The organism is Longimicrobium sp. (genome assembly GCF_035474595.1).
In the GTDB taxonomy this organism is placed as follows: domain Bacteria; phylum Gemmatimonadota; class Gemmatimonadetes; order Longimicrobiales; family Longimicrobiaceae; genus Longimicrobium.
In genome coordinates this window covers 1-26870 of record NZ_DATIND010000080.1, presented here as the reverse complement: position 1 = coordinate 26870, position 26870 = coordinate 1, and the positions used below count along the sequence as shown (strand labels likewise).

The window sequence follows — 26870 nt, the reverse complement described above, 5'->3', positions numbered from 1 at the left end:
CAACAGAAAGGTGGCGATGGGACTCTTGAATGCATCGCCTCCGCTCTGGCGTGAGCGGCGTTCAACGGTGACGTTGCAGGCGTGGGCCGGTCCGCATCTTCCCCGATCTCCATCTCTCCCATGCCGTTCACGCAGACGCCGCCCTCGCTCGGCAACCAGTACGACGCAGACCTGGCGCTGCGCTCGCTCCTCGCGCGCGTGCTGCCGGCGGAGGTGCTCGCGGAGGTCGAGCCGGGGCTGCGGGAGATGGGACGCCTTTCCGCCGAGCTCTACCCGGCGCAGCTGGCCGACCTGCCGAACGAGCCGCGGCTGGTGCAGTGGGACGCGTGGGGGAACCGCACCGACCGCATCGAGCTGACGCCGCTCTGGTGCACGGCCGAGCGCATCGCGGCGGAGCACGGGGTGGTCGCGGCGGCGTACGACCCGGCGCACGGCCCGTTCGCGCGGGTGCACCAGTTCGCGCTGGCGTACCTCTTCACCCCGTCCACCGACATCTACTCCTGCCCGCTGGCGATGACCGATGGCGCCGCCCGCGCGCTCCTCGCCTCCGGCAACGACGGGCTGACGCGGCGCGCGGTGCCGCACCTCGTCTCCCGCGACCCCGCGACGTTCTGGACCAGCGGGCAGTGGATGACGGAAACGGCGGGCGGCTCGGACGTCGGCAACTCGGAGACGGTGGCGCGGCGGGGGGATGACGGGCGCTGGCGGCTGCACGGGCGCAAGTGGTTCACCTCGGCCGCCACGTCGCAGATGGCGCTGACGCTCGCGCGGCCCGAGGGCAACGCGCCCGGCGGCCGCGGGTTGGCGCTGTTCTACCTGGAGACGCGGGGGGATGACGGGCGATTGAACGGCATCCGCATCGACCGGCTGAAGGACAAGCTGGGGACGCGCAAGCTGCCGACCGCGGAGCTGACGCTGGACGGCGCCGTCGCCACGCCCGTGCGCGGCTTGGACGGCGGCGTGCGCAGCATCGCCCCGATGCTGAACGTGACGCGCACCTGGAACGCGGTGAGCGCGGCGGCGCTGATGCGGCGCGGCGTGGCGCTGGCCCGGGCATACGCGCCGCTGCGGCGGGCGTTCGGCGAGCCGCTCTCAGAGCTGCCGCTGCACCTGGACACGCTCGCCGGCGCGCAGGCGGAATTCGAGGGCGCGCTGCACCTCACCTTCCGCGTGGTCGGGCTGCTCGGCCGCGCCGAGGCGGGGGCGCTGGACGACGCGGGGCGCGCGCTGCTGCGCATCCTCACCCCCATCGCCAAGCTGGCCACCGCGCGCCAGTCGGTCGCCGTCGCCAGCGAGGTGGTGGAGTCGTTCGGCGGCGCGGGGTACGTGGAAGACACGGGGATCCCGTCGCTCCTCCGCGACGCGCAGGTGCTGGCGATCTGGGAGGGGACGACGAACGTGCTCGCGCTGGACACGCTGCGCGCGCTGAACGACGCCGGCGGGCTGGACCCGGTCGTGGCCGAGGTCGCGCGGTGCGCGGCGGAGGTGCGCGACGCGTCGCTGGGCGCCCCCACGCGCGCCGCCCTCCGGGCGACCGAGCACGCGGCGGAGTGGATGCGCCACGCCACGCGCGCGGGCGAGCCGGCCGTTCAGGCGGGCGCGCGCCGCTTCGCGATGACGCTGGGGCGCGCACTGGAGACGGCGCTGCTGGCGGCCCACGCGCAGTGGGCGCTGGACCGCGGCGACGCCCGCCCCGCCGCCGCCGCGCGCCGCCTGGCCGCCAACGGCATCGACCTGCTCGCCGCGGTCGACGCGGACGACTCGCGGCTGCTGGTCCACGAGCGAGCGCCCGAATCCGCATCGGCCGCCGAAGCCGCTTCCGGGGCGGCCCAGCTCATCGCCTGAGCGACGGGAGATCCATGGAACCGCACGGAAAACGGATACGGCCGCTGCCGTCGCCGCGCCACTTCATGCGGCGCTTCGCCCGCAACGCGGCGGTCGTGTTCGGCGTGGTGTTCCTGGCGCTGAGCATCGGCGCGGTGGGGTACCACGCCACCGACGGGCTGGACTGGCTGGACGCGTATCTCAACGCGGCGATGATCCTCACCGGGATGGGCCCGCTCGCGCCCTTCCGCAGCTCCGCCGCCAAGGTGTTCGGGATCTTCTACTCCGTCTTCAGCGGCGTCGTCTTCCTCTCCATGATCGCGGTTCTCCTGGGCCCGCTGGCGCAGCGCTTCCTCCACCGCTTCCACCTGGAGCTGTACGAGGACGAGCCGGCGCCGAAGCCGTCGTCCTCCTCGTCATCTCCCCTCGCCTGAATCTCATCGGGACACGGATGCCCCTCTCAAGCAGCTGGTGAGTCCGCGACGTCCCAATCTGTACCATCCATGCCACAAAACAGCGAATCGCCCGCTCGTTAAGCGATGCGACGAAGTGCTGCTTCGCCGCAAATCCATGTTCTTTTCCCGAAATCGCTTAGGGCCGCGGTCCGGAACGGCGCGGAGGGGGCCGGAAACACGCAAAACCGCGCGGTCCGCGGCCGGTACGGATCCTGATTTCTGGTGGGCCGTCGCCGGCGAACGGCGGCGGCGCGCGGCCTCATCTGTCAGGCCGCGCGGATGCGGCATGCTGCCGCGATGATCGCGGGCGCATGGCGCCCGGATTCACCCAACGCGAAAGCGCGAAAGGATATCGTACCATGAAGAAGCTCAGCCTGAACCTCGACGAGCTGCAGGTGGAATCGTTCAGCACCCGCGGCGGCGTGAAGCCGCGCGGCACCGTGAACGCCAACGCGGCGACCGTCGACGAGTATACCTGCTGGTCCTGCGTGGACCCCGGCTGCACCACGTCGCAGCAGCCCTACACGGGGATGGGCGCGGGATGCTCGGAGTATGCCTCGTGCCTGGACGGTTGCGGCGGCGGCGGCAGCTACTTCAGCCGCGGCGACACTTGCGGCGACCCCACCGAATACAACACCTGCACGCAGGACTACAAGCACTGCGGCTACTGATCCGATCGCACCATCCCTGAACGCGAAGGGCCGCGGCTCCACACGAGCCGCGGCCCTTCGCGCGTCCGCCATCCCGCGCTTCAGCGGTACAGGTCCGCGCGCGACCAGGGGACGGAGGCGCGGCCGCCGTCCAGCTTCGCGAGCAGCGCCTGGTTCAGCGTCAGGTGCCCGGCCGCGAACTGCCACGCCGCCACGCCCATGTGGATGCGCCGCAGGCGGTACTTCGGCTCGCCCTCCAGCCGGACGACCTCGTCGCGGTTCGCCTCCAGGTTGCGCGTCCAGCACTGCAGCGTGCGGGCGTAGTGCTCGCGCAGGTTCTCCACGTCGCGCACCTCGAATCCCGCGCGCTCGGCGGGGAGGTTGGCCTCGCTGACGGAAACCAGGTCGCCGGTGGGAAAGATGTAGCGGCGGCGGAACTCGGCGCTTCCCACCAGCTTTTCGGTGAGCGCCTTCTCCGCCGCCAGCCGCACGCTGCGCCCCGGGCTCACCCGCCCGCCGATCCCGTGGTTCAGGAAGAGCCCGCCCGGCTTCATCAGCCCGAAGATGCGGGCGAAGTACTGGGGGAGACGCGGCCCGCCCACGTGCTCGAACATCCCCACGCTGGCGACCCTGTCGAACGGCTCCTCGCGCAGGTCGCGGTAGTCCTGGATGCGGATCTCCACGCGGTCCCTCACCCCGGCCTCGGCCACGCGCCGGACGGCCAGGTCGTGCTGCGCCTGGCTGAGCGTGACCCCCAGCGCGCGCACGCCGAAGCGCTCCGCCGCGTAGATCACCAGCCCGCCCCACCCGCAGCCGATGTCCAGAAGCCGGTGGCCCGGCCGCAGCCGCAGCTTGCGGCAGATGTGCTCCAGCTTCAGCTCCTGGGCGGCGTCCAGGTCCTCCGCGCCGGTGGCGAAGTACGCGCAGGAGTACAGCATCCGCCGGCCCAGGAAGAGCCGGTAGATGTCGTTCCCGGCATCGTAGTGGTAGCGGATCCCCTTCAGGTCCCACTCGCGGCTCCCCTCCGCCGCGCCGAGCCGCGCGCGCCCGACCGCGCCCCCCGCGAAGCCGTCCTTCGGCAGCGCGCGCCAGAGCCGCGCGATCTCCCGCACGTCGCGCGCGGAGCGGATGTTCTCCCGGTACGCCTGGATCCCCGGCGCCGCGGTCCACACGTCGCCCTCGATCTCGAAATCCCCCCGCCCGTACGCCTCGCCCAGCGAAAGGGCCAGCGGAATGCGGAACATCCGCCGCAGCGCCCCCGGCCGGGCGACCGCCAGCGTGAACCCCGGCTCGCCGTCCGCCGGAAGCACCGTCCCCTCCCACAGTCGTACGTCGAACGGACGGGGGACGGGAAAGAGCCGGCGCAGGAACGCGGCGGCCGCGCGGACGGCGGAATCAGCGGGCCCGGAGCGGCGGGACGTCGGCGAGGCGGCGGTCAGCATCGGCGTCGGGGGACGGGGGGAGATCCGGAGCCTCGAAGGTGGCGAAAATGCGACTGAAGTCGCGGCTACAACGGCACGCAGTCCGCCTTCGCGCCGCCTTCGCGGACTTCATCGGCGCCGGGAGCGCAGCGTCGCGGCCCGCACCCATGGTGAGGGAGCTACCTCTCCCGGTACGGGAGAGGTGGACGGCCTCGGCCGGCCGGAGAGGGCGCGAGGCCGGAGGCGCACTCAGCACTCAGCACTCAGCACTCAGCACTCAGCACTCAGCACTCAGCACTCAGCACTTCTTTCCATCAACCCGGATTCTCCAGCACCACCCGGTACGCCTGGTTGCGCTCGCTGCGGTGGCCCTCGGCGGCGCCCCAGAGGTAGAGCTGGAACTTGCGGTACAGCTCCTTCCCCCAGCGCCGCTCGATCTCCTCGCGGGCGCGGTCCAGGTTCGTGGCCCAGTGCCGCAGCGTCAGCGCGTAGCTGTGATTGTCGTCCCACACGCCGCGCAGGCGGAAGGGCGAGCGCGCCACCTCGGCCAGGTACTCGTGCAGGCACATGAGCGAGCCGTTTCCAGGGTAGATGTACTTCACCAGGAAGGCCACCTGCCCGTGCTTCTTCCGCGTGGCGCTGGCGTCCAGGTAGATCCTGCCGCCGGGCTTCAGCAGCTCGCCGTACTTCTTCAGCGTGGCGCGGTAGTCCGGCAGGTGCTCCGTCACCCCGAGGTTCACGATGGCGTCGTAGCGCTCCGCGGGCTGGTGGCGGAACAGGTGCTCCAGCCGCACCTCGCACGGCAGCGTCTCCCGGTCGATCAGCGCGCGCAGGAAGCGCTCGGACTGGCGGGAGATGGTGAGCGAGGTGACGCGGACGCCGTGCTGCCCCGCGTGCTCGGTGAAGGCGCCCCACCCCCCGCCGATGTCCAGCACGCGGTCACCCGGCTTCGCGCCCACGGCGTCCAGCGCGAAGTCCAGCTTGCGCGTGATCGCGTCTTCCAGCGGCTCGTCGTCGCGCTCGAAGATCGCCTGCGAGTAGCAGCGGTGGCGGCGGTCCAGCCAGAGGAGGTAGAAGTCCTGGTCGTAGTCGTAGTGCTCGGCGATCCAGCTCTCGTCGGCCTTCACCCGGCCCTTGAGCAGCGGCTGCACGAAGCGCCAGGCGAACTGCAGCGGATGGCGGTCGGAGAAGAAGTCGCGGACGTCGATGGCGGACAGGAAGTCGCCCTCCAGGTCGATGTCGCCGTTGAGGTAGCCGGCGGTGACGGCGAGCAGGTCCAGGCTTCCCAGCGCGGACGCGCCCTTGCCGTTGTTGGCCACGAGGGTGAAGCGCGGCTCGCCCGGCCCGAAGCGCTCCAGCCGCCCGTTGGAGCGGACGGCGAAGGGAACGGCCTCGCGGCCGGAGAAGAAGGTGCGGTAGCGGGTGCCGAGTGCCGTGACGGCGCGATCGAACTCCGTGCTCATCGTTCCTCGCGGGCGGAGGGGGCGACGATTGCCGGGCGGCGCCATCCGGGCCGCCGCTGGAGTTGACTTGGTGGGACCCGAAAGCTCGCGAGGCCCGCCGTGCGCGGCAAGAGGAAGCGGCGCGCCCGCCCCTGGACGCGCCGCCGCATCGATCACACCACCCCGGGCAAGGACGCTGATCCGCCCCCTGTCCCCTGTCCCTTTCCCCTGTCGCCTAATTCCGCGTCGCCGGCGCCGCGGTGGTGCGCGTCCAGATCACGATCACCCCGCACATGGCCCTGGATCCGCCCCACTGCGCGGGCACGTTCCCCATGTAAAGCTCCACCCCCTCGATGTCCGCGGGAAAGAACTCGGTGTCCACGGGGCCGTCGGGACGGTAGGGAAAGCCGTCGACGAAGTAGATCGGCGCGCAGTCGCCCCCGTTGCTCATGGCCACCGCGCGCGCGTTGCGCACCGTGTTCCCCTCGGGCCCCGGGCTCACGCGGACACCGGGCATGCCGCGGAAGATGTCGGAGAACACCAGCGCGTTGCGCTCCTCGATCTGCGCGCGGGTGATGAAGCGGCCCACGGTGGAGTTCTGCGCCCGGCGGTAGAACTCCTCGACGCGCGGGTCCCGCGACCGCTCGCGCGCCGCCGCCGTGATGCCGGGAAGGGACACGGCGATCGGCTCCATCAGCACCAGCGCGTCGCGCTCCTCGCCGGGGGCCAGCTGCAGCAGCACCGCCCGGGGGATGCGGCCGATCAGCGTAACGCTGGCGCGGTGCGTCCCCGCGCCCAGCCCGGCGACGCGGAGCTCCCCGCGCGCGTCCGTGACCCCGCGGACGCGGTTGTCGACGGACACCTGCACGCCCGGAAGCGCCTGCTGCGTCTCCGCCGCGAACACGCTGAAGGTGACGGCGCTCTGCTGCGCCGCCGCGGCCTTGGCCGCGGCGAAGCAGGCAAGCGCGGCCAGAAGGGCGGGGCGGACGGGATTCGTGCGGCGCATCGGATGACCGGGGTGCGGGTAACCGGGACACATCCTACCACATCATACGTCAGGGATTCAACGGGATCCGCGCGAACACGTGAAGGTGACGGTGCCCTGCAGCGCGGCCGCAGGCGCCGCCGCGACCATCGTCACGGCCAGCGCGGCGAGGACGCGGAGCGTGGGATGGGGGGATCGTCATGGCGGAAAGCATCGGGAGGAGGATGCCGCGCGTTGACCGCATCCCCAATATCATGCGCCGCCTCCGATGGCGCGAGACGCAGAATGTCGCGAACGCCGCCGGGGCGCGCGCCGGAGGGGCGCGGTTGCTCCGCCACCCGGCGGGCGGTAACTTTCAGCGTTTTTCCGAGCCACAGGCGCGGAACGGTCCATGCGGTCCGGAGCACGGCTTCGGACCCGTCCCGCGTCTCCGCTGCCTACCTTGCGTTCGATCCGTGGGCGGCCACCGTTCGCCGCCCGGGAGATGGAGATATGAGCACCCAGGCGCCCGGCGTTCCCGCCGGCGGCTACGCGCCGCGCGGCAAGGACAACGGGATCGTCAAGAGCAAGGGCACGGTGAACCTTCCGCGCCCCGACGGCCACGAGCCGGTGAGCCACCGCGCGCGCAAGCCCGAGTGGCTGAAGGTGCGTGCCCCCGGCGGCACCAACTACCTGCGGCTGAAGGGGCTGATGCGCTCGCAGGGGCTGCACACCGTGTGCGAGGAGGCGCACTGCCCCAACATCGGCGAGTGCTGGGAGAGCGGCACCGCCACCTTCATGATCCTGGGCGACGTGTGCACCCGCGCCTGCAAGTACTGCGCGGTCGCCCACGGCATGCCCGCCGAGCTGGACTGGGACGAGCCCCGCCGCGTGGCCGACTCGGTGGCGGCCATGGGGCTGGAGCACGCGGTGATCACCTCGGTGAACCGCGACGAGCTCTCCGACGGCGGCGCGGCCATCTACGCCGAGACCATCCGCCAGATCCACGAGCGCGTCCCCGGCTGCACCGTGGAGGTGCTCATCCCCGACTTCAAGGGGAACGAGGAGGCGCTGCGCACGGTGGTCGAGGCCGGTCCCGAGATCCTGGCCCACAACATCGACACCGTGGAGCGGCTTTCGCGCTGGATCCGCCCCGGCGGGCGCTACTGGCGCTCCATCTCGCTGCTGGGCGCGGTGAAGCGCATGAACCCGCGGCAGCTGACCAAGAGCGCCATCATCCTGGGGATGGGCGAGACCCCCGACGAGGTGCGCCGCTCCATGCGGGACCTGCGCGACGCCTCGGTCGACATCCTCACGATGGGGCAGTACCTGCGCCCCAGCGAGCACCACGTGCCGCTGGACCGCTGGGTTACCCCCGACGAGTTCCGCTCGTGGAAGGACGTGGGCGAGCGCGAGCTGGGCTTCGGGCACGTGGAGAGCGGGCCGCTGGTGCGCTCGTCGTACCACGCCAAGGAGCAGGCGCGCACCATCGACCCCGACGGCCCCGGCCGGATCACCGAGATCCTCGAGGCCGACGTGGGCGCCGAGGTGCGCATCGACGCCGCCGAGGCCGCGATCCGCGCCTCGCTGGTGGCGCCGCCCGCGCCGCGGCTGGTGCAGCTCGGGAGCCTGTAGGCGGTGGGCCCCGGGGGCGGCGGGGGGCCGAATGACACGGCGGGGCAGCTCCAGGCCGTCCAGGAGCTGCTGCGGCGCCGGCGCGAGGAAGCGCCGGGCGGGAACCACAACGGCGACAGCGGGCGCGGCGGAGAGGCCGGCGACGAGGAGCATTCATCGTCCACGGCTTCCGGAGAGGCAGACATGCCGACTCTCGACACACCCGGCGCACCGCCGCGGCCGTACGGCCGCCTGACGCCGCGCCAGTACCTGGTGCGCGAGCGCGCGGCCGAGCAGCGGAGCGAGTTCTTCGACGGCGAGATCGTGGCCATGGCCGGCGCATCGCCGCGCCATGCCGCGATCGCGCAGAACATCGGCTCGCACCTGTACTTCCGCCTGCCGGGCGGGTGCCGCGTGTACCAGTCGGACGTGAAGGTGCAGGTCGGCACGGGAGGCGAGTACGCGTATCCCGACGTGTTCGTGCTCTGCGGCGAGCCGCGCTACCTGGACCGTACGCACGACGTGGTCACCAACCCGGCGGTCGTGTTCGAGGTCCTCTCGCCCGGCACGGAGGTGCGCGACCGCACGGTGAAGGCGGCGGCGTACCGGCAGGTGCCGTCGCTGGCCGCGTACGTGCTGGTTTCGCAGAAGGAGCCGCGGGTGGAGATGTACGCCCGCGGTCCCGAAGGTGCCTGGGACTGCACCATCTACCAGCGGCTCGGTGACCTCGTGCGGCTGGACGCCATCGGATGCGACCTGTCGCTGGCCGAGATCTACCGGAACGTGAATCCCGCGCCGGAGGCGTGAGCGGGATGGCAGCGGAACGGCGAAACCGAGGGATTCACCCGGTTCGAACTGAAGGGTACGATGCCTGATACGAAGACACGGAAGCCCGTTGCGCGCGACGCCGGACCGGAGCAGGGCGGCGCGCCCGAGGAGCCGCAGGAGCAGGCGCCGAAGAGCGACGAGGAGCGCCTGCAGGGGCTCGACCGCGAGACGCTGCGCAAGATGATGTACGACATGCTCCTGGCCCGCCGCTTCGAGGAGAAGGCGGCCGAGAGCTACGCGCTGGGCAAGATCGGCGGGTTCTGCCACCTGTACATCGGCCAGGAGGCCGTCGCCATCGGCGCCATCCACGCGCTGCGTGGCGACGACTACGTGATGACCGCCTACCGCGAGCACGTGCACGCGCTGCAGAAGGGGATCGACCCCGGGGCGGTGATGGCCGAGCTGTACGGCCGCCGCGACGGCTGCAGCGGCGGAAAGGGCGGCTCCATGCACATGTTCGGCGCCGAGCAGAACTACCTGGGCGGCCACGGCATCGTGGGCGGCCAGATCCCGCTGGCGCTGGGCGTGGCGTGGAAGATCAAGTACCGCCAGGAAGACCGCGTCATCCAGGTGTACTGCGGCGAGGCGGCGGTGAACCAGGGCGCCTTCCACGAGTCGCTGAACATGGCGGCGCTGTGGAAGCTGCCCATGATCCTCATCGTCGAGAACAACCGCTTCGGGATGGGCACGGCGTGGGAGCGCGCCGCGTCGCTGTACGACATCTGGCAGAAGGCCAGCGCGTACGCCATGCCGAGCGCCGTGGCCGACGGGATGGACGTGCTGGACATGTACCGCGTGGCCGGCGAGGCCGCCGAGCGCGCCCGCCGCGGGGAGGGGCCCACGCTCATCGAGGCGCGCACCTACCGCTACGTGGGGCACTCCATGTCCGACCCCGTCTCCGGCGTCTACCGGACGAAGGAAGACGTGGAGAAGGAGAAGGCGAACGATCCCATCACCATCTTCGCCCAGCTCCTCGCCCGCAACGACATCCTCAGCCAGCAGGAGCTGGAGGAGATGGACGCCGAGGCCAAGCGCGTCTCCGAGCAGTCGGCCGAGTTCGCCGAGAACTCGCCCGAGCCGGCGGTCGACGAGATCTACAAGGACATCTACGCCGAAGAGGACGTGAACGGCCGGCTCTACTTCGACATGAGGGAGCGCTGAGAACGGAAGTGCCAAGTGCCAAGTGCCTAGTGCCAAGTGCCAAGTAATCGAACCCGGGAGGAATGGTGCGGGTTGAGCGATTCGAGGATCTTGTTGCGTGGCAGAAGTCGAAGCACCTGTGCGTGGCCATCTATCGCGTTACGGCCAACGCGCGCTTCGCCAGGGACTTTGGCCTGCGGGATCAGATACAACGAGCGGCAGTGTCGGTGATGTCGAATATCGCCGAAAGGTTCAACCGGAACAGCCGTGCCGAGTTCGCGCGGTTTCTTGCGATCGCCCGCGGATCTGCCGGTGAGGTGCGCAGCCAGCTTTATCTGGCGAAAGAGCTCGGATACTTAGGTGAAGAGGAATCGGGTGCCCTGTTGAGCGCGTGCCTTGAGTCACGCGGATACTCGTCTCCCTTCGCAAGTCGCTGGAGAGATGAGCTGTTACTAGGCACTAGGCACTAGGCACTAGGCACTTTGAACCTGCGGATGGCCCAATGGCAGTAATCACGTATCGCGAGGCGCTCAATCAGGCCCTCGATGAAGAGATGGCGCGCGATCCCGACGTCTTCCTCATGGGCGAGGAAGTCGGCGTCTACAACGGCGCGTACAAGGTTTCCAAGGGGCTGCTGGACAAGTACGGCGAGATGCGCGTGGTCGACACGCCCATCACCGAGCTGGGGTTCGCGGGGCTGGGCGTGGGCGCGGCGATGACGGGGGTGCGGCCGGTGATCGAGTTCATGACCTGGAACTTCGCCATCCTGGCCTTCGACCAGATCTTCAACTCGGCGGCCAAGATGCGCTCGATGAGCGCCGGCCAGTTCAAGATGCCGATCACCTTCCGCGGGCCCACCGGCGCGGCGCTGCAGCTGGCGGCGCAGCACTCGCAGGCGCTGGAGAGCCAGGTGGCGCACTATCCCGGCGTGAAGGTGGTGGTCCCCGGCACCCCGGCCGACGCCAAGGGGCTGCTGAAGGCCGCCATCCGCGACGACGACCCGGTGGCCGTGTTCGAGGGCGAGATGCTGTACAACCTGAAGGGCGAGGTGCCCGAGGACGACGATTTCATCATCCCCCTGGGCGTGGCGGAGGTGAAGCGCGTGGGGAGCGACGTGTCCATCATCACCCACGGCAAGATGATCCACGTGGCGCTGCAGGCCGCGGGGATGCTGGAGAAGGACGGGATCAACGCCGAGGTGGTGGACCTGCGCTCCATCCGCCCGCTGGACGTGGACACCATCCTGAACTCGGTGGGGAAGACGAACCGCGCGGTGCTGCTGGAGGAGGGGTGGCCGCATGGCGGGATCACCGCCACGGTGGCCGCGCTGATCCAGGAAGAGGCGTTCGACCTGCTGGACGCGCCGGTGCTGCGCGTGACCCAGGCCGACGTGCCGATGCCGTACGCCAAGGCGCTGGAGAAGGCCGTGAAGCCGAGCGCCGAGCTGGTGGTGGAGAAGGTGAACCGGGTTCTTTACCGATAGTGCGGAAGTGCGGAAGTGCGTGAGTGCGCAACGGCACCCACGCACTTCCGCACTCACGCACTTCCGCACTTTCCAGTGAACGGAAGATGGCGACCAAGGTCTACATGGAGGCGCTCTCGCCCACGATGGAAGAGGGGCGCCTGGCCACCTGGCTGAAGAACGAGGGCGACCAGGTCAAGGAGGGCGACGTCCTGGCCGAGGTCGAGACCGACAAGGCCACGATGGAGCTGGTGGCCCGCGGCTCGGGCGTGCTGCGCAAGCGCATGATCGGCGAGGGCGACACCGCCAACGTCGGCACCGTGATCGCGGTGATCGCGGGCGCGGACGAGGACGTGTCCGCGCTTACCGGCGCGGGCGAGGCGCAGGCGGACCAGGCCGCGTCGGTGGCCGAGGCGCCGAAGCAGGAGACGGTGGCGCAGGCCGCCGGCTCGTCGGAGGTGGGCCGGGGCGCCGCCGCGGTGGCCGCCGCCGGGCAGACGGAGCAGGACTCGGCCGAGCGCGGCACCCCCGCCGAGGACACGCCCAAGGGCGCCGCGCCGACGCCGGTTCCCGCGTCGGGCGTGGCGGGGACCGACCGCGGCGCGCAGCAGGCGGGCGGCGGCGCGGATACGTCCGGCGACGCGGCCGGGAACGGGCGGGTGAAGGCGTCGCCGCTGGCGCGCAGGATGGCGTCGGAGTCGGGCGTGCAGCTGGGCGGCGTGCAGGGCTCCGGCCCCGGCGGGCGCATCATCAAGCGTGACGTGGAGGCGGCCATGCAGGGCGGCGGCGCGCAGGCCGAGGCGGCGCCGCAGCAGGCCGCGCAGGCGTCTGCCCAGCCCGAGGCGGCGGCTCCCGCTCCCGCCGCGCCGCAGGTGCGGCCGGCGGGCGCGGGCGACCGCGACCTTCCGCTCTCGCCGATGCGCAAGACCATCGCGAAGCGGCTCACGCAGTCCATCGGCCCGGTGCCGCACTTCTTCCTCACCGTGGAGATCGACATGGGCGAGGCGATGCGGCTGCGCGGGAAGATCAACGAGCGCTTCAAGGACCAGGGGGTGAAGGTCTCCCCCAACGACCTGGTCATCAAGGCGGTGGCCGCGGCGCTGCGCAAGCACCCGTGGGTGAACGCCGCGTGGACCGGCGACGCCATCCGCTTCCACGACGCGGTGCACATCGGCGTGGCGGTGGCGGTGGACGAGGGGCTGATCACGCCGGTGGTGCGCGACGCGGACCGCAAGGGCGTCACCGAAATCGCCACCGAGGTGCGCGAGCTGGCCGGGCGGGCGCGGGAGAAGAAGCTGAAGCCCGACGAGTACACGGGCTCCACCTTCTCCATCAGCAACCTGGGGATGTTCGGGATCGAGGAGTTCACCGCCGTCATCAACCCGCCCGAGGCGGCGATCCTGGCGGTGGGCGCCATCGGCCCCAGGGTGGTGGTGGACGAGGCCGGCGACATGGCCATCCGCCAGCGGATGCGCGTCACCCTCTCCTGCGACCACCGCGTGATCGACGGCGCGACGGGCGCCAAGTTCCTGGAGACGCTGAAGAGCTACCTCGAAGAGCCGATGATGATGGTCGCCTGACCGATCTTCATCTCCCGAAAACACGAAGGCCCCGGCGGGCGGTCCCGGCCGGGGCCTTCGTGCGTCCTGCCCGTCGGAACGGCTACTGGCAGGGGCAGGTGGCGGGGTTCGTGGGATTGGCCTCGCAGCTGTCCACGCAGTAGGTGTAGCCGAGACTGGTCCCGCACTCCACCTGGCAGGTGATGGCGGGATCCGAGGCCGTGCGCGTGAGAATGCAGATGTCACGGCTTTCCACCTCCGCGTAGAACCCGCGCACCGTCCCTCCGCGCCGGAGGTCGCCGGTGGCGAACGACTCCACGCGCAGGCCCTCGAGGGCGAGCTTCAGCTTCTTCATCGGTCCCTCCGATTCGACGAGGTTATATTACGCCAACAGTTTGTGTCGTTATGTGTGGAATGGAAAACCGGCGCTGTCAAGAACTTCATCGATCAGGACGGATTCCTTCCGCGTTGGCGTGGCGATGACGGTTGACGTTTCGACGCAAGGTGTCTCGATCCTTCCTTCGCGATCTTCCGTCCCCGCGTGGAAGAATCAGGATGGCGGGTCCGGCGCGGAACCGGACTTGCGCATCGGGACGACGGAACCCTGCCCCTCCGGTGCGGGGTAGCCTGACGGACGATCGACGGTCCCTTCCGCACCCGGTCCCCCGCTGGAAAAGATGCGCATCTCCACTGCTCTTCCGATCGCCGCCGCGCTTGCCGCGGCCCTGCATGCGGGCGGCGCCGCGGACGCACAGCAGCGCGGCGGCCGCGGCGCCACGCCCGTGTCCACGCGCCAGCCGGTTCGCGTGCGCTCGGAGGCATTGGCGCGCGGCGGCTACGCCGTGGTGGTGGACCTGGACGAGAACGAGCTCTACTTCGCCAAGGGGCGGCGGGTGCTGTGGCGCGCGCCGGTGGGCACGGGAACGGGCCTGAGGATGGAGACGGACCGCGACGCGTGGGACTTCCACACGCCGAACGGCGCCTACCACGTGACCCACAAGGCGCGCGAGCCGGACTGGATCGCGCCCGACTGGTACTTCCTCGAACACAATCTCGCCGTCCCCGGGCCGAACGATCCCAAGCGGCGCTTCACGCGCGGGCTGGGCGCGGCGGCGGTGTACATCGGGCACGGGCTGGCCATCCACGGCACCGACAAGCCCGAGCTGCTGGGCCGGCGCGTGAGCCACGGCTGCATCCGCCTGTCCGACGCGAACGCGCTGCGGCTGTACCACGACGTGCAGGTGGGCACCGAGGTGGTGATCGTGGGCGGCGGGCGCGAGGCCGTCTCCGCGCCGCCGCCGGCCGCGCGCGCCAGCTCGCGCCCCGCCGGAACGCCGCCCCCGCGCGACCCGTTCGTGGTGGAGCTGGAGGGGATGGAGACCGGCGAGCTGCTGGCGCGGCTGGACGACGAGCTGGTGGCCGACGCCTTTGCCGAGAGCGAGGCGAAGTGGCCGAGCGTGGCCAGCGTGCTGATCTTCCGCGGCGTGAAGGACGACGACAATGCGGCGCTCGCCGGCCTCCTCACGCGCATTGACGACTTGGGGCAGGGCCGCCTGCGCGACGAGTACGCCGCCATCCTGGCCGACGCCTTCACGCAGGGCCCGCTGCGCACGCTGGCCGTGCTCGGCCGCCTGGACCGGCAGACGCGCGAGCAGGTGGCGCAGGCCATCGTCAGCGCCGCGGTCGGCCTCTACCCCGGCAACCCGGACGACGCCGCGACGCCCTGGCCCACGAAGCGTGCCCCGCGCGAAGTGCTGGACGACCGCTACGCCGAGCGCGCCTGGGACGCGCTGCACGACGCCGAGCAGGAGTTGCGGGAGCAGCGGGGCCTGGCGGTGAACTGAAGGTGCGAAAGTGCGAAGGTGCGAGAGTGAAAACCACTTTCGCACTACGTGGTGATTCCGGGCTCGCCGAGCGCGCGCGTGCGGATGGACGGCTGGCCGCGCTCGCCCTCGCGGGGGAAGGAGATCTCGTACAGGTAGCCGGGCGGCGGCAGCTGCTCCACCTCGGCGGCGGTGATGCCGAGCTCGCCCTGGCCGCCGACCACGCGGATCTCGCGGCCGGCCTCGTGCTCGCGCGCGGCGAAGAGCTGCGCCATGTACAGCGCGCCCGGCGAGCCCTGCCGCAGCAGCGTGGGCGACGTCTCCTCGATGAACGCGGCGAGCGGATCCATCACCCCGTCCGCGCCCGTGGGCTGGCCGTTGCTCGTGCGGCACAGCATCGCCCTGCCATTGCCGTCCTCCAGGAACTCGATCAGCCCGTACGCCATCGTTTCGTCACCCCTCCCTTGATCCTCCTCGACCGCTCGCTCGGCTTCGCACTGCGCCCTACGCGATTCTTGTGCACACAGCGCCCCAGCACGACCTTGTAGTTCCCATCCCAACCGTTCAACGGACCGGAGTGCGACGCTAATGAATTCGATCCTCCGCGGCACCCTGGCCGCAGCGCTCGTCGCGTGCGCGGCGTCGCGGGCCGGCGCCCAGGCGCAGGGCGAAACCGCCGCCTTCGTGGTCACCCTCGGCAGCGACACGCTGGCGGTGGAGAAGTACACGCGCACCGGCGACCGGCTGGAGGGGCAGATGGTGTCGCGCTCGCCGCGGACCACCGTGCGCAGCTACACGGCCGTGCTGAACCCCGACGGCAGCGTGCAGCGGATGGAGATGACCAGCAGCCAGCCCGGCAGCGGCCAGCCGGCCGTGACCGCCGCGGCGCAGTTCACCGCCGACAGCGCCTTCACCCGCGTGCAGCGCGGCGACAGCGTGTACAGCTTCCGCATCGCCGCGCCGCGCGCGGTGCCGCTGGTGAACCTGTCGCACGTGTTCTACGAGCAGGCGATGATGCAGGCGCGCGCGATGCGCCGCGACACCGTGACGCTGGCGCTGGTGCCGATCGGCGCGAACCAGAGCTACCCCATGCTCGTGTCGGCGGTGGGCGCGGACTCGATGCGGCTGGCCAACGTGGCCGGCGTGCAGCGCGTGGCCACCGACGCGCGCGGCCGCCTGCTGGGGCTGAACGGGATCGAGAGCACGGCCAAGTTCATCGTGCACCGCGTTCCCGACGTGGACGTGGACGCCTTCGCCACCGAGTTCGCGCGCCGCGACGCCGCGCACCAGGGGATGGGGCCGCTCAGCCCGCGCGACTCGGCGGTGGCGGACTTCGGAGGGGCGCACCTGGCGGTGGACTACGGACGGCCGTTCAAGCGCGGCCGCGTGGTGTTCGGCAACGTGGTGCCGTGGGGGCAGGTTTGGCGCACCGGCGCCAACGCGGCCACGGGCTTCACCACCACGCGCGACCTGACGATCGGCGGCGTGAGCGTGCCCGCGGGCAGGTACACGCTCTGGACCCTGCCCACGCAGAGCGGGTGGAAGCTGATCGTGAACAGGCAGACGGGCCAGTGGGGAACGGAGTACGACGCGGCGCAGGACCTGGCGCGCATCGACATGCAGACGCGCCGCATCGACACGCCGCTGGAGGAGTTCACCGTCCGCCTTGAGCCGCAGGCCGGCGGCGGCGTGCTGCGCCTGCAGTGGGACGACCTGGAGGCGTTCGTCCCCATCACCGTGAAGTAAGCCGAAAAAGAAGTGCGAGAGTGCGAGAGTGGCCCTTACTCTCGCACCTTCGCACTCTCGCACTTTCGCACCTTCTGTTCAGTACGCAGGCTTCGGCTGCTTCACCCTCGCCGTGGTCTTGGTCTGCTCCGAGAGCACGTCGCCGAGCGCCAGCACCACGCCGGTGCCCAGGGCCAGCAGCAGCGCCGTCTCCATGTTGCGGCTGCGGCGCACGGGCTGCGGCAGCCGCGGCGCGCCGCCGGGGGTGGTCAGCGCGTTGCGCGTCATGCTCCGCGCCGTCTTGGTGACCGCGCCGCCTACCACGGCCCACATCAGCTTCCGTCCCAGACTCGCCATAACCCACTCCTGCGCAACGGGTTGTCATCTCCGCCCAGAGTCGCCTCCGCATTGCACGAGCCGCGCCACCGTGCATCAGCCCTGTACCACCTCGCTTCATCCCCCGCTCATCCCGAGCCTCATATCGAGAAAAAGTCCCACCGCTGGCCTATCCGGATCGTCCACTTGTCAGGCAGTATCCATCGATACAGCGTTCATCTCTATCGACATATCGCGGTGCATCTTCCGTCCTTCACTTATGTGGGGATTACGTGACTACTTCCGCACCGGAGGCGCATGATCGCGTGAAGGGCGTTCGCCTGGGCGAAGAGACGCTCAGCGTGGACCTGGCCGACGGCCGCACCATCACGGTGCCGCTGGCGTGGTACCCGCGCCTGCTGCACGCCACGCCGGCGCAGCGGTCCAACTGGCGCGTCTCGGGCGCGGGCTTCGGCATCCATTGGCCCGACGTGGACGAGGACCTGAGCACGGAAGGGCTTCTCCGCGGAGCGCCCGCGCCGCGAACCCCGCGCACCGCCATCTCCTGATCTCCCGCCATCTCCTTGCAGCAACCCGTGCCGGGGCGCCATCATGGTCGCCCCGGCTTCCGTTTACACCTCAGGAGACACGAATGAAGCGAACCCTTCCGTTCGCCCTGGCGGCGGCGTGCGCGCTGGCCGTCCATCCCGCACGCGCGCAGCAGGCGCCGCCCGCGCCCGCGTGGGCCAGCAGCGACCCCGTCCTGCAGCGCATCTGGGACGAGGGGATGAACCGCTCGCAGGTGCAGCCGCTGGCGCAGGCGCTGCTGGACTCGGTAGGCCCGCGCCTCACCGGCTCGCCCGCCATCCAGGCCGCGTACGACTGGGCCGTGCGCAGGTACGCCGGCTGGGGGATCACCGCGCGCGCCGAGCAGTGGGGCACCTGGCGCGGGTGGCAGCGCGGGTACACGCACGTGGACCTGGTCGCGCCGCGCGTGCGCACCCTCGAGGCCACCATGCTGGCGTGGAGCCCGGGGACCGACGGCCCCGTCACCGCGCCCGCCGTCATCCTCCCCGACGTGGCGGACTCGGCGGCGTTCCGCGCGTGGCTGCCGGGCGCGCGCGGCAAGTTCGTCCTCATCTCCCAGCCCCAGCCCACCTGCCGCCCCGACAGCAACTGGGCGCGCTGGGCCATGCCCGAGAGCTTCGAGCGGATGAAGACGGAGCGCGCCGCGGCCGCCGAGGCGTGGACCGCGCGCATCCGCCGGACGGGGCAGGACACGCGCACCCTGCCGCGGGTGCTGGAGGACGCGGGCGCCGCGGGGGTGATCACCAACCTGTGGTCGCTGGGGTGGGGCGTCGACAAGATCTTCAACGCCCGGACGATGCACGCGCCCACGCTGGACCTGAGCTGCGAGGACTACGGCCTGGTCTACCGCCTGGCGGAGCACGGCCAGGGTCCGCGGATGCGGGTGGACGCGCAGGCCCGGTTCCCGGGCGACCTGCCCGCCAGCAACGTGATCGCGGAGATGCGGGGCGCGCGGAAGCCGAACGAGTACGTGATGCTGTCGGCGCACTTCGACTCGTGGGACGGCGGCTCGGGCGCGACGGACAACGGCACGGGCACGGTGGTGATGATGGAGGCGATGCGCATCCTGAAGTCCGTGTATCCCCGCCCGGCGCGCACCATCCTGGCCGGCCACTGGGCGGGCGAGGAGCAGGGACTGAACGGCTCGCGCGCCTACGTGGAGGACCATCCGCAGGTGGTGCAGAACCTCCAGGCGCTGTTCAACCAGGACAACGGCACCGGGCGCATCCGCAACTTCTCGTTCCAGGGCTTCACCGGGGTGGCGCCGTACTTCCGCCGCTGGTTCGCCATGCTGCCGCCGGCGCTGGTGGACAGCATCCAGCTGAACGACCCCGGACTGCCGTCAGCGGGGGGGACGGACAACGCGTCGTTCGTGTGCGCGGGGGCGCCGGCGTTCGGGCTGGGGTCGCTGTCGTGGGACTACGGCACGTACACCTGGCACACCAACCGCGACACCTACGACAAGATCTCGTGGGACGACGTGCGGATGAACGCCACGCTCACGGCCATGCTGGCGTACCTGGCCAGCGAGGAGCCGCAGCGCCTCCCGCGCGAGCGCCGCACCGAGTTCCCCGTCGACCAGCGGACGGGGCAGCGGGGGTCGTGGCCGGTCTGCCAGCCGCCGGCGCGGAACACGGCGCAGAGCACGAGATAGTGCGGAAGTGCGTGAGTGCGCGCTCGTAGCGTCACCGCACCGGCGTCGTGACCAATAGATAAGCAGAGCCGCGAGGGGAAGACGATCCCCCCGCGGCTCTTCTTTTCGTCCGTCCCGCCGCTCAGCAGAGCGAGGTGGCGGGGCAGGAGATGGCGGTCGCCGGCTGGGTGGAGCAGATGTAGGCGGAGGTGGGGCACTGGCAGGTGCTCCACGACGTGCACGGCCGGGCCGCGGCGTGCACGGTTCCCTCCATCCGCCGCTCCGCCTGGCCCGCGGCGAACGAGTCCACCGCCAGCGCGTCGATCGAGAGTTCCAGCTTCTTCTTCATCATCTCCTCCTTCAGACGCAGTTCCAGCTCGCCGGGCAGGAGTACGCGGTGAACGCGACGGTGCCGCACGCCCACAGCGAGGTGGGGCACTTGCAGGTCGCGGGCGACGTGCAGTCGGCCGCCTGCCCCTGCACCGTCCCCGGCTCGGGCGGCGCGGCGGCCGCGGTGGGGAACGAGTCCACCTCCAGCCTGTCGATCGAGAGCTCCAGCTTCTTCATCTTCCGTCTCCCGGTTGCGAGCCGCGCTACAGGCAGATCTGCGTGGCCGGGCACGAGTATGTTGCCCGGATGGTTCCGCAGCGGTACAGCGAGGTGTTGCAGTAGCAGCTGTCGAACGCGGTGCACGGGGCCGCCGCGCCGCGCACGGTGCCGCGCTCCTCGAGCGCGGCGGCTTCGGTGGGGAACGAGTCCACCGCCAGCTGGTCGATCGAGAGCTCCAGCTTCTTCATCGTCCGTCTCCGGGTTGGGGTCGGCGTGTCACGCACAGATGCAGGTCGGGTCCACCTCGGTGGGAAACGAGTCGCAGGTGTTGCCGGCCCGCGTGTAGTCGCACGATTGGTTGGTGAACGGGCCGCATGCCCACTGGCCGGTGTCGCACGGGCAGCTCGCCAGCGCGGTGCAGACGCCCCTGGCCAGCGCCTGCACGGTGCCGCGGGCGGGAGCGGCGGGCGCGGTCTCGAATCCCTGCACGGAGAGCGACCCGGGGTCCAGCTTCAGCTTCTTCATCGTGCTTGCGTCCCTTTGCCCGGCGGAGATGAACCCGTGCGTTCCGGCTACACGTGGCAGCTGTTGTTGGCCGTGTACTCGCACGAGTAGATGGTGTACGGGCCGGTGCCGCAGTTGTAGTAGGCGGTGGGGCACAGGCAGGTGCCCTGGCAGGTGCACCCCCTCGCGGCCACGTCCGGCTCGTTCTCGTGCGCGCGTACGGTGCCGCGCGCTCCATCCTCCGCCGCCGTGGCGAAGGAGTCGACGGCCAGCGTGTCCAGATCGAGCTTCTTCCGGGTCTGCATGGCTCCTCCGTGGAACGAATGCCTTCCGGGCGGAGCGGAAGCGGCGCGCGATGCCCCGCTCCCGCCGCCCGTCGTCACTGCGTGACCGCGCAGCTGCCGTTCTGCGTGTAGTCGCAGGAGTAGATGGTGTAGTATCCGGTCCCGCAGTGGTAGTACGCCGTCTTGCACAGGCAGGTGTTGGCGCAGGTGCACGCGTATTCCGGCGGCGTGGGCTCGATCCCGCGCGCGTGCACGGTGCCCCGGCCTTCCTCGGCTTCCGTGGTCTGGAAGCTGTCCACCGCCAGCGCGTCCATGTCCAGCTTCTTCTTGCGTTGCATCGTGCCTCCACTTCGCGGGTTGGGAACGTTCTGCTCGCGGGGTGGGCCGGGCAGCGGGTGCTTCAGGCCGGAGTGCACCCCTTCGAGTACCAGCAGCTGGCGTTGGCCGTGTACTGGCACGAGTAGATGGTGTTCACCGGGTTGGTGTTGCAGTAGAAGTACGCCGATGGGCAGGCGCACGACCGCGCGCAGGTGCAGTCGTCCGCCGCCGCGCGCACGGTGCCGCGCCCCTCCTCGGCCGCCGAGGTGGAGAACGAGGTGACGGCCAGGCGTTCGAGGTTCAGGCTGAGCTTCTTCATCGGTCCACCTCCGGAGGATCGGGGAGATGCGGGAAGGGGTGCGGACCGGCCTGGCCCGCACCCCTCTGCGCTCACGTGGGAGTGGTGATGCAGCTCGCGTTCTTCGTGTAGTCGCAGGAGTACACGGTGTACGCGATCTCCGCGCACCAGTAGATGGCGCTGGGACACACGCACGAGGCGTTGCAGGTACACGCCGCCGCTTCTCCATGCACCGTGCCGCGCCCGGCCGCTTCACCCTCGCCGGTCTCGAACGAGCTCACCGCGAGCTCGTCCACGTTCAGGCTGAGCTTCTTGCGCATCGTCCGCCTCCGCTCCAGGTGTGAAGGCCCCACACGCGAACTCCGCGCGATGGGAATCGCCTCCGTAGATTTTACGTTTTCAGCCAACAATAAACCTGTGCGTTCGGCGACGCAACGGGCTTGCATGAGACATTCTACGTCGCGATTGGAGTGCAAACATCGCCTGTTCACGCGGAAATTCCAGATTTATGGGAACGATTACGCCCGGCCCGGAGCGCGTGCATATCCGTCCGCTTTGCGCCCGCAGGCAGATGTGGCGCGCGCCTGATCCGCGGATCGGTGCGGATGCGGCCGCATCGGAGCGCGGCTCAACACGGACAGCAACGGCTGGTTGCGCATTGTGGGATTCCGTCGAGATCATCCTTTAATTGAAGATATGATCACCTCAACCCTGCGGGATCCATGAGCACCACCTTCGATCTGGGCGACGCATCGGATGAGCTTCGCGCCGTTGTCGATCTGGCGATGCGGCATGGCGAAGTGATCCTCACCCGGGAAGGCGAGCCCGTCGCGAAGATCGTCTCGCTTCGGATTCCACGGCAGCCGCGCCGCCCAGGGAGCGCTCGCGGCCTCATCCACATGGCCGAGGACTTCGACGCGACGCCGGAAGGCTGGGGCGGCTGACGCGAATGCGGCCAAGCGGATGCAACCGGGCGCTCCCCTGCGAGGCGCCCTGTTTGGTTGCGGGATGGGGCACGGAGATGGAGCGGCTGTTGCGCCGGTGGCGGAATGCGGGCGGCGTCCGCTGCGGGCGGTTGCCGCGCCGGGGAGCGCGCTTATCTTCCCCCCGCGACCGCCACCCCGGGAAACGGATGAACGAAGCGACGGAGTGCAGCATCGAGGTCACGCGCGGCGGCGTGCCGGAAAGCCGCCACCGCGTGCACGTGGCCGTGGTCGACGCCGAGGGCCGCCTGCGGGCCGGCGCCGGCGACCCCGACCTGATCACCTTCTTCCGCTCGGCCGCCAAGCCGCTGCAGGCGCTTCCGCTGGTGGAGGACGGCGCGTACGACCGCTACGGCCTGACGCCCGAGGAGCTGGCGCTCTGCTGCGGCTCGCACTCCGGCAGCGCGGACCACACGGGCGTGGCCACGCGCATCCTGGAGAAGGCGGCGGTCACCAGCGACGCGCTGGCGTGCGGGCCGCACCCCCCGTTCGACGACGACGCGCGGCGGAAGCTGGAGGAGGCGCACCTGGAGCCCGGGCGGCTGCACAACAACTGCTCCGGCAAGCACGCGGGGATGATGATGCTGGCCCGCGCGCACGGCTGGGAGCCGGCCGAGTACCACCGCCCCGAGCACCCGGTGCAGCGGCGCCTGCTGGCCGAGGTGTCGCGCTGGACGCGGATGCCGGAAGAGGCGATCGCGCTGGCGACCGACGGGTGCGGCGTGCCCTGCTTCGCGCTGCCGCTGCGGCAGATGGCGCTGTCGTTCGCCGCCTTCGCGGCCGCGGTGCGCGCGGGCGAGCGGTCGCCCACCGTGGTCTTCGAGGCGATGACGACGCACCCGGAGATGGTGGCGGGCGAGGGGCGCATCTGCACGGAGCTGATGCGGCAGGCGGCGGGGCGGCTCTTCGCCAAGGTCGGCGCGGAAGGCGTCTACTGCGTGGGCGTCCCCGGCGCGGAGCTGGGGATCGCGCTGAAGGTGGAGGACGGCGCCGCGCGGGCGGTGGCCCCGGCCATCCTGGGCGTGCTGCGCGAGCTGGACCTGATCAGCGAGGACGACTACGGCGCGCTGCATCACCACGCCTATCCCGAGCTGCTGAACACGCGCGGCGAGCCGGTCGGCCAGATCCGCCCCGCGATCGCCCTGCAGGCGCCGGATGCCTGACGCGGCGCGGCGCGCGCTGCTGCGCGTGGCCGCCGCCCTGGCGACGCGCGACGCGGGGGCGGTGCGGCGCGCGCTGGAGGAGGCGCGCGGCGCGGCCGACGCGACGGCGGTGGAGGAGGTGATCCTCCAGTCGCACCTGTTCGTGGGCTTTCCGGACGCGCTGAACTCGCTCGGCGTCTGGCGCGAGGTCGGCGGCTCCCCCGCCCCGCCCGCGCTGGGGGAGGATCCCGCGTCGTGGGAGGCGCGGGGAGACGTCGTCTGCCACGCCGTCTACGGCGCGAACTACGGGAAGCTGCGCGAGAACGTCCGCGCGCTGCACCCCGATTTCGAGGACTGGATGGTCACCGGCGGCTACGGCCGGGTGATCGGGCGGCCGGGGCTGGAGCTGCGCGTGCGCGAGCTGTGCATCGCCGCGCTGCTGGCGGTCTGGAACGTGCCACGCCAGCTGCATTCGCATCTCCGCGGCGCGCTGAACACCGGCGCGTCGGTGGCCGAGGTGGACGAGGCGATGGAGATCGCGTGCGGCTTCGTCGCCCCCGAAGCGGCGGAGCGGGTGCGCGCGCTGTGGGGCGAGATCCGCGCGAAGGCGGCGGCATCGCCCGAGCCATTGGCATCTTCCCCCGATTGAAATCGGGGGCAACAAAAGCACCAAGTCGCTCCGCGACTGCAGGGCTGCATTGGGGCGGATCCTCCGATCTCCATCTACCGAAACCGGCGGTGGGGAGGAGAGAAGAGATGGATCGGGAGGGGTGATCTTCATCCCCCTGACGGGTTTATCCGGAGGTGGGCGGACGTGTTTCTCGATTACGCGGAAATCCAGATCAAGGCGGGCGATGGCGGGCCGGGGGCATCCTCGTTCCGCCGCGAGTCGTTCGCGCCCATGGGCGGCCCTGACGGCGGCGACGGCGGCCGCGGCGGCGACATCATCCTGCGGGCGGACGGGCAGATGTCCACGCTGCTCGACTATCGCTATCGGCAGAAGTACGCGGCGCCCAACGGCAACAAGGGCGAGGGCACCAACTCCACCGGCCGCAGCGGCGAGCACCTGGTGCTGCGCGTGCCGCCGGGAACCACGGTGCGCGACGTGGAGACGGGCGAGGTGCTGGGCGAGCTGCTGGAGAACGGACAGGAGATGGTGGTGGCCGCGGGCGGGCGCGGGGGATGGGGGAACGCGCGCTTCGCCACCTCCACCAACCAGGCCCCGCGCCGCGCCGACTCGGGCCTCGCCGGGCAGGAGCGGCGGATCGCGCTGGAACTGAAGCTGATTGCCGACGTGGGGCTGGTCGGCGAGCCGAACGCGGGGAAGTCGACCTTCCTTTCCTCGGTCTCGGCCGCGACGCCGAAGGTGGCGGACTATCCGTTCACCACGCTGACGCCCAACCTGGGCGTGGTGCAGCTCCCCGGGCACCGCACCTTCGTCGTCGCCGACATCCCGGGGATCATCGAGGGCGCGCACGAGGGGAAGGGGCTGGGGCACCAGTTCCTGCGCCACATCGAGCGCACCCGCACGCTGGCCATCATGATCCCCGCCGACGCGCTGGAGCCGCAGGAGGAGTACACGCGGCTGATGGACGAGCTGCGCGCCTACTCGGCCGAGCTGGCCGCCAAGCCGCACGCGGTCGTCTTCACCAAGGCCGACCTGCTCCCGCCCGACTGGCCCACGCCGCGGGTCGACGCGCCCGAGGCGTGGGGGCAGTTCGTCATCTCCTCGGTGGCCCGGCGCGGGCTGGACACGCTGCTGGAAGGGCTGTGGCAGCACGCGGCGAAGGCGGTGGAGGAGGAGAAGGCGCACGACGACCAGCCCGAGCCCTGGCGCCCCTGAGGCCCGCGGATGCCCCTCTCCTCCTCCGCGCTGGAACCCATCCTCCGGCTGGCGATCGTCGACGGCATCGGACCGGCGCGATTGTCGGCGCTGCTGGCGCGCTTCGGCTCGGCCGAGCGCGTGCTGGCCGCGCGCGAGGACGAGCTGGCGGCGGTCCCCGGCTTCGGGCGCGAGTTCGTGAAGCGCCTCCGCGCCGCGGCCACCGACGACGGGCTGCGCCGCACCCACGAGGCGATGCGGACGCTGCGCGAGGCGGGCGCCGTGGCCATCACCCCCGACGACGCGGCGTACCCGGACGCGTTCCGGAATCTGCCGGACCGGCCGTACCTCCTCTTCGCCATCGGCGACCTGGCGCTGCTGGCCGCGCCCGGCATCGGCGTGGTGGGCACGCGCTCGCCCACGGATTACGGGCGGCGCACCGCCATCTCCCTTTCCGGCGAGCTGGCGCGCGCGGGGCTGTCCATCGTCAGCGGGATGGCGCGGGGGATCGACAGCGCGGCGCACGCGGCGGCGCTGGACGCGGGCGGAACCACCGTCGGCGTCCTGGGCCACGGCATCGACCGCGTCTATCCGCCGGAGAACGAGAAGCTGTTCGCCCGGGTGCGCGAGCGCGGGCTGCTGCTGACCGAGCTGGCGCCGGGCGAGGAGCCGAACGCGGGGAACTTCCCGCGCCGCAACCGGCTGATCGCCGCGCTCAGCCTGGGCGTGCTGGTGGTGGAGATGGGGGAGAAGAGCGGGGCGCAGCACACGGTGAGCTACGCGCTGGAGCAGGGGAAGGAGGTGTTCGCCGTGCCCGGTCCCATCGGCAGCCCGCAGAGCGCGGGGACGAACCAGCTGCTGAAGGAGGGCGCCAGCCTGGTCACCACCGCGGCCGACATCCTGGAGGAGCTGCGCGGCGTGGGCCACGCCTTCACCGCGTCGGCCGGCCCCGCGTCGCCCGCCAACCCCGACGTGCCGCCGCCCCCGCCCGCGGACCTGGCGCCCGACGAGGCGAAGGTCTACGCCGCGCTCACGGCGGACCCGCGGCCGGTGGACGACATCGCCGCCGCGGCCGAGCTGGCGCCGAGCAACGTGCTGGCCGCGCTGCTGGGGCTGGAGTTGCGCGAGCTGGTCGAATCGCTGCCGGGCAAGCAGTATCGGCGGCGGTAGAAGTGCGGGAGTGCGGGAGTGCGGGAGTGCGGGAGTGCGGGAGTGCGGGAGTGCGTTGGTGCGTTAGTGCGAAGGCCGGTGTTGGAAAGATGCCACTAAAGTGGCGGCTACAACTGCACGCACTCGGCCTGCGCCGAGTTCGCTCGCACCGCGCCGATTGTCCTCGGGACCGGCATCATCGCGGCCGCGGTGATGCGAGTCGGCGCGCCGCGGGTCGTCTCGCACCGATGAAGTCCGCGAAGGCGGACTGCGTGCCGTTGTAGCCGCCACTTCAGTGGCATCTTCCTGTGGAGTGCGACCGTGGCAGGCCGAGTTCGCTCGCACCGCGCCGATTGTCCTCGGGACCGGCATCATCGC

Annotated in this window: 31 protein-coding genes and 1 pseudogene; 18 read left to right on the top strand and 14 right to left on the bottom strand. The window is 71.0% G+C overall.

The window, feature by feature from the left end:
* The first annotated feature begins 120 nt into the window (after window positions 1-120).
* The 3 genes from VLK66_RS13470 to VLK66_RS13460 all read left to right on the top strand — a co-directional run bounded on the left by VLK66_RS13470 (window position 121) and on the right by VLK66_RS13460 (window position 2950).
* Window positions 121-1845: an acyl-CoA dehydrogenase family protein gene (locus tag VLK66_RS13470; protein ID WP_325309948.1), complete on the top strand. Its 1725-nt coding sequence runs from the start codon at window positions 121-123 to the stop codon at window positions 1843-1845.
* A gap of 65 nt (window positions 1846-1910) precedes the next feature.
* Window positions 1911-2258 carry a hypothetical protein gene (locus VLK66_RS13465; protein ID WP_325309947.1) on the top strand — a complete coding sequence of 116 codons (348 nt, stop codon included), beginning with the start codon at window positions 1911-1913 and terminating at the stop codon, window positions 2256-2258.
* 380 nt (window positions 2259-2638) lie between these two features.
* Entirely contained in the window at window positions 2639-2950 is a 312-nt protein-coding gene (locus tag VLK66_RS13460; RefSeq protein WP_325309946.1) for a hypothetical protein, read from the top strand.
* A gap of 80 nt (window positions 2951-3030) precedes the next feature.
* Here VLK66_RS13460 and VLK66_RS13455 read toward each other — a convergent pair whose 3' ends face one another.
* The 3 genes from VLK66_RS13455 to VLK66_RS13445 all read right to left on the bottom strand — a co-directional run bounded on the left by VLK66_RS13455 (window position 3031) and on the right by VLK66_RS13445 (window position 6798).
* Complete coding sequence (locus tag VLK66_RS13455) at window positions 3031-4371, bottom strand: cyclopropane-fatty-acyl-phospholipid synthase family protein (RefSeq protein WP_325309945.1); 1341 nt, start codon at window positions 4369-4371, stop codon at window positions 3031-3033.
* Window positions 4372-4664: 293 nt separating this feature from the next.
* Window positions 4665-5813, bottom strand: coding sequence for a class I SAM-dependent methyltransferase (locus tag VLK66_RS13450; protein ID WP_325309944.1), 1149 nt, complete (start codon window positions 5811-5813; stop codon window positions 4665-4667).
* 214 nt (window positions 5814-6027) lie between these two features.
* Complete coding sequence (locus VLK66_RS13445; protein ID WP_325309943.1) at window positions 6028-6798, bottom strand: TonB-dependent receptor plug domain-containing protein; 771 nt, start codon at window positions 6796-6798, stop codon at window positions 6028-6030.
* A 471-nt stretch (window positions 6799-7269) separates the two neighbouring features.
* Between VLK66_RS13445 and lipA the strand changes: the two genes are divergently transcribed.
* The 6 genes and pseudogenes from lipA to VLK66_RS13420 all read left to right on the top strand — a co-directional run bounded on the left by lipA (window position 7270) and on the right by VLK66_RS13420 (window position 13380).
* A complete protein-coding gene (gene lipA, locus VLK66_RS13440) occupies window positions 7270-8391 on the top strand; it encodes a lipoyl synthase (RefSeq protein WP_325309942.1) in 1122 nt (373 codons plus the stop codon).
* A gap of 183 nt (window positions 8392-8574) precedes the next feature.
* Window positions 8575-9177, top strand: coding sequence for a Uma2 family endonuclease (locus VLK66_RS13435; RefSeq protein ID WP_325309941.1), 603 nt, complete (start codon window positions 8575-8577; stop codon window positions 9175-9177).
* 60 nt (window positions 9178-9237) lie between these two features.
* Window positions 9238-10359, top strand: coding sequence for a pyruvate dehydrogenase (acetyl-transferring) E1 component subunit alpha (gene pdhA, locus VLK66_RS13430; RefSeq protein ID WP_325309940.1), 1122 nt, complete (start codon window positions 9238-9240; stop codon window positions 10357-10359).
* A gap of 62 nt (window positions 10360-10421) precedes the next feature.
* On the top strand, window positions 10422-10808 hold the full coding sequence (locus tag VLK66_RS28635; protein WP_349260506.1) for a four helix bundle protein: 387 nt from the start codon (window positions 10422-10424) through the stop codon (window positions 10806-10808).
* Between the two features lie 29 nt (window positions 10809-10837).
* Window positions 10838-11821, top strand: a pseudogene (locus VLK66_RS13425) (pyruvate dehydrogenase complex E1 component subunit beta); the annotation flags it as partial.
* Window positions 11822-11907: 86 nt separating this feature from the next.
* Window positions 11908-13380 carry a pyruvate dehydrogenase complex dihydrolipoamide acetyltransferase gene (locus VLK66_RS13420; protein WP_325309939.1) on the top strand — a complete coding sequence of 491 codons (1473 nt, stop codon included), beginning with the start codon at window positions 11908-11910 and terminating at the stop codon, window positions 13378-13380.
* Window positions 13381-13462: 82 nt separating this feature from the next.
* On the opposite strand, the gene VLK66_RS13415 is transcribed toward VLK66_RS13420, so the two are convergent.
* Entirely contained in the window at window positions 13463-13714 is a 252-nt protein-coding gene (locus VLK66_RS13415; protein WP_325309938.1) for a hypothetical protein, read from the bottom strand.
* Between the two features lie 322 nt (window positions 13715-14036).
* Here VLK66_RS13415 and VLK66_RS13410 point away from each other — a divergent pair, with 322 nt between their 5' ends.
* Window positions 14037-15203, top strand: coding sequence for a L,D-transpeptidase (locus tag VLK66_RS13410; RefSeq protein ID WP_325309937.1), 1167 nt, complete (start codon window positions 14037-14039; stop codon window positions 15201-15203).
* Between the two features lie 44 nt (window positions 15204-15247).
* Here VLK66_RS13410 and VLK66_RS13405 read toward each other — a convergent pair whose 3' ends face one another.
* On the bottom strand, window positions 15248-15628 hold the full coding sequence (locus tag VLK66_RS13405; protein WP_325309936.1) for a hypothetical protein: 381 nt from the start codon (window positions 15626-15628) through the stop codon (window positions 15248-15250).
* 142 nt (window positions 15629-15770) lie between these two features.
* Between VLK66_RS13405 and VLK66_RS13400 the strand changes: the two genes are divergently transcribed.
* On the top strand, window positions 15771-16928 hold the full coding sequence (locus VLK66_RS13400; RefSeq protein ID WP_325309935.1) for a DUF2911 domain-containing protein: 1158 nt from the start codon (window positions 15771-15773) through the stop codon (window positions 16926-16928).
* A gap of 78 nt (window positions 16929-17006) precedes the next feature.
* On the opposite strand, the gene VLK66_RS13395 is transcribed toward VLK66_RS13400, so the two are convergent.
* Window positions 17007-17264, bottom strand: a complete 258-nt coding sequence (locus VLK66_RS13395) for a hypothetical protein (protein WP_325309934.1) — start codon at window positions 17262-17264, stop codon at window positions 17007-17009.
* A 284-nt stretch (window positions 17265-17548) separates the two neighbouring features.
* Here VLK66_RS13395 and VLK66_RS13390 point away from each other — a divergent pair, with 284 nt between their 5' ends.
* Together VLK66_RS13390 and VLK66_RS13385 are read left to right on the top strand one after the other, a co-directional pair.
* Window positions 17549-17791 (top strand): DUF2442 domain-containing protein, encoded by a 243-nt coding sequence (locus VLK66_RS13390; RefSeq protein WP_325309933.1) that lies wholly within the window; start codon window positions 17549-17551, stop codon window positions 17789-17791.
* A gap of 83 nt (window positions 17792-17874) precedes the next feature.
* Complete coding sequence (locus VLK66_RS13385) at window positions 17875-19464, top strand: M28 family peptidase (RefSeq protein ID WP_325309932.1); 1590 nt, start codon at window positions 17875-17877, stop codon at window positions 19462-19464.
* Between the two features lie 121 nt (window positions 19465-19585).
* On the opposite strand, the gene VLK66_RS13380 is transcribed toward VLK66_RS13385, so the two are convergent.
* From VLK66_RS13380 to VLK66_RS13345, 8 genes are all read right to left on the bottom strand, one after another.
* Entirely contained in the window at window positions 19586-19792 is a 207-nt protein-coding gene (locus VLK66_RS13380; RefSeq protein ID WP_325309931.1) for a hypothetical protein, read from the bottom strand.
* Window positions 19793-19803: 11 nt separating this feature from the next.
* Window positions 19804-20010 (bottom strand): hypothetical protein, encoded by a 207-nt coding sequence (locus VLK66_RS13375; protein WP_325309930.1) that lies wholly within the window; start codon window positions 20008-20010, stop codon window positions 19804-19806.
* Between the two features lie 26 nt (window positions 20011-20036).
* On the bottom strand, window positions 20037-20240 hold the full coding sequence (locus VLK66_RS13370) for a hypothetical protein (RefSeq protein WP_325309929.1): 204 nt from the start codon (window positions 20238-20240) through the stop codon (window positions 20037-20039).
* Between the two features lie 28 nt (window positions 20241-20268).
* Window positions 20269-20517, bottom strand: a complete 249-nt coding sequence (locus VLK66_RS13365; protein ID WP_325309928.1) for a hypothetical protein — start codon at window positions 20515-20517, stop codon at window positions 20269-20271.
* Window positions 20518-20564: 47 nt separating this feature from the next.
* The gene (locus VLK66_RS13360) at window positions 20565-20801 is read right to left on the bottom strand and encodes a pinensin family lanthipeptide (protein ID WP_325309927.1); all 237 of its coding nucleotides are present in this window, start codon (window positions 20799-20801) and stop codon (window positions 20565-20567) included.
* Between the two features lie 74 nt (window positions 20802-20875).
* The gene (locus tag VLK66_RS13355) at window positions 20876-21118 is read right to left on the bottom strand and encodes a hypothetical protein (protein WP_325309926.1); all 243 of its coding nucleotides are present in this window, start codon (window positions 21116-21118) and stop codon (window positions 20876-20878) included.
* A 62-nt stretch (window positions 21119-21180) separates the two neighbouring features.
* Entirely contained in the window at window positions 21181-21417 is a 237-nt protein-coding gene (locus VLK66_RS13350; protein ID WP_325309925.1) for a hypothetical protein, read from the bottom strand.
* A 71-nt stretch (window positions 21418-21488) separates the two neighbouring features.
* Entirely contained in the window at window positions 21489-21716 is a 228-nt protein-coding gene (locus VLK66_RS13345) for a hypothetical protein (protein WP_325309924.1), read from the bottom strand.
* 402 nt (window positions 21717-22118) lie between these two features.
* Here VLK66_RS13345 and VLK66_RS13340 point away from each other — a divergent pair, with 402 nt between their 5' ends.
* From VLK66_RS13340 to dprA, 5 genes are all read left to right on the top strand, one after another.
* Window positions 22119-22340, top strand: coding sequence for a hypothetical protein (locus tag VLK66_RS13340; protein ID WP_325309923.1), 222 nt, complete (start codon window positions 22119-22121; stop codon window positions 22338-22340).
* A 188-nt stretch (window positions 22341-22528) separates the two neighbouring features.
* Window positions 22529-23542 (top strand): asparaginase, encoded by a 1014-nt coding sequence (locus VLK66_RS13335; RefSeq protein WP_325309922.1) that lies wholly within the window; start codon window positions 22529-22531, stop codon window positions 23540-23542.
* Window positions 23535-24170 (top strand): carboxymuconolactone decarboxylase family protein, encoded by a 636-nt coding sequence (locus VLK66_RS13330; protein WP_325309921.1) that lies wholly within the window; start codon window positions 23535-23537, stop codon window positions 24168-24170. Before VLK66_RS13335 ends, VLK66_RS13330 begins: the two co-directional genes overlap by 8 nt.
* Before the next feature lie 165 nt (window positions 24171-24335).
* The gene (gene obgE, locus VLK66_RS13325) at window positions 24336-25364 is read left to right on the top strand and encodes a GTPase ObgE (protein ID WP_325309920.1); all 1029 of its coding nucleotides are present in this window, start codon (window positions 24336-24338) and stop codon (window positions 25362-25364) included.
* A 9-nt stretch (window positions 25365-25373) separates the two neighbouring features.
* Window positions 25374-26513 (top strand): DNA-processing protein DprA, encoded by a 1140-nt coding sequence (gene dprA / locus VLK66_RS13320; RefSeq protein WP_325309919.1) that lies wholly within the window; start codon window positions 25374-25376, stop codon window positions 26511-26513.
* Window positions 26514-26870 lie beyond the last annotated feature (357 nt).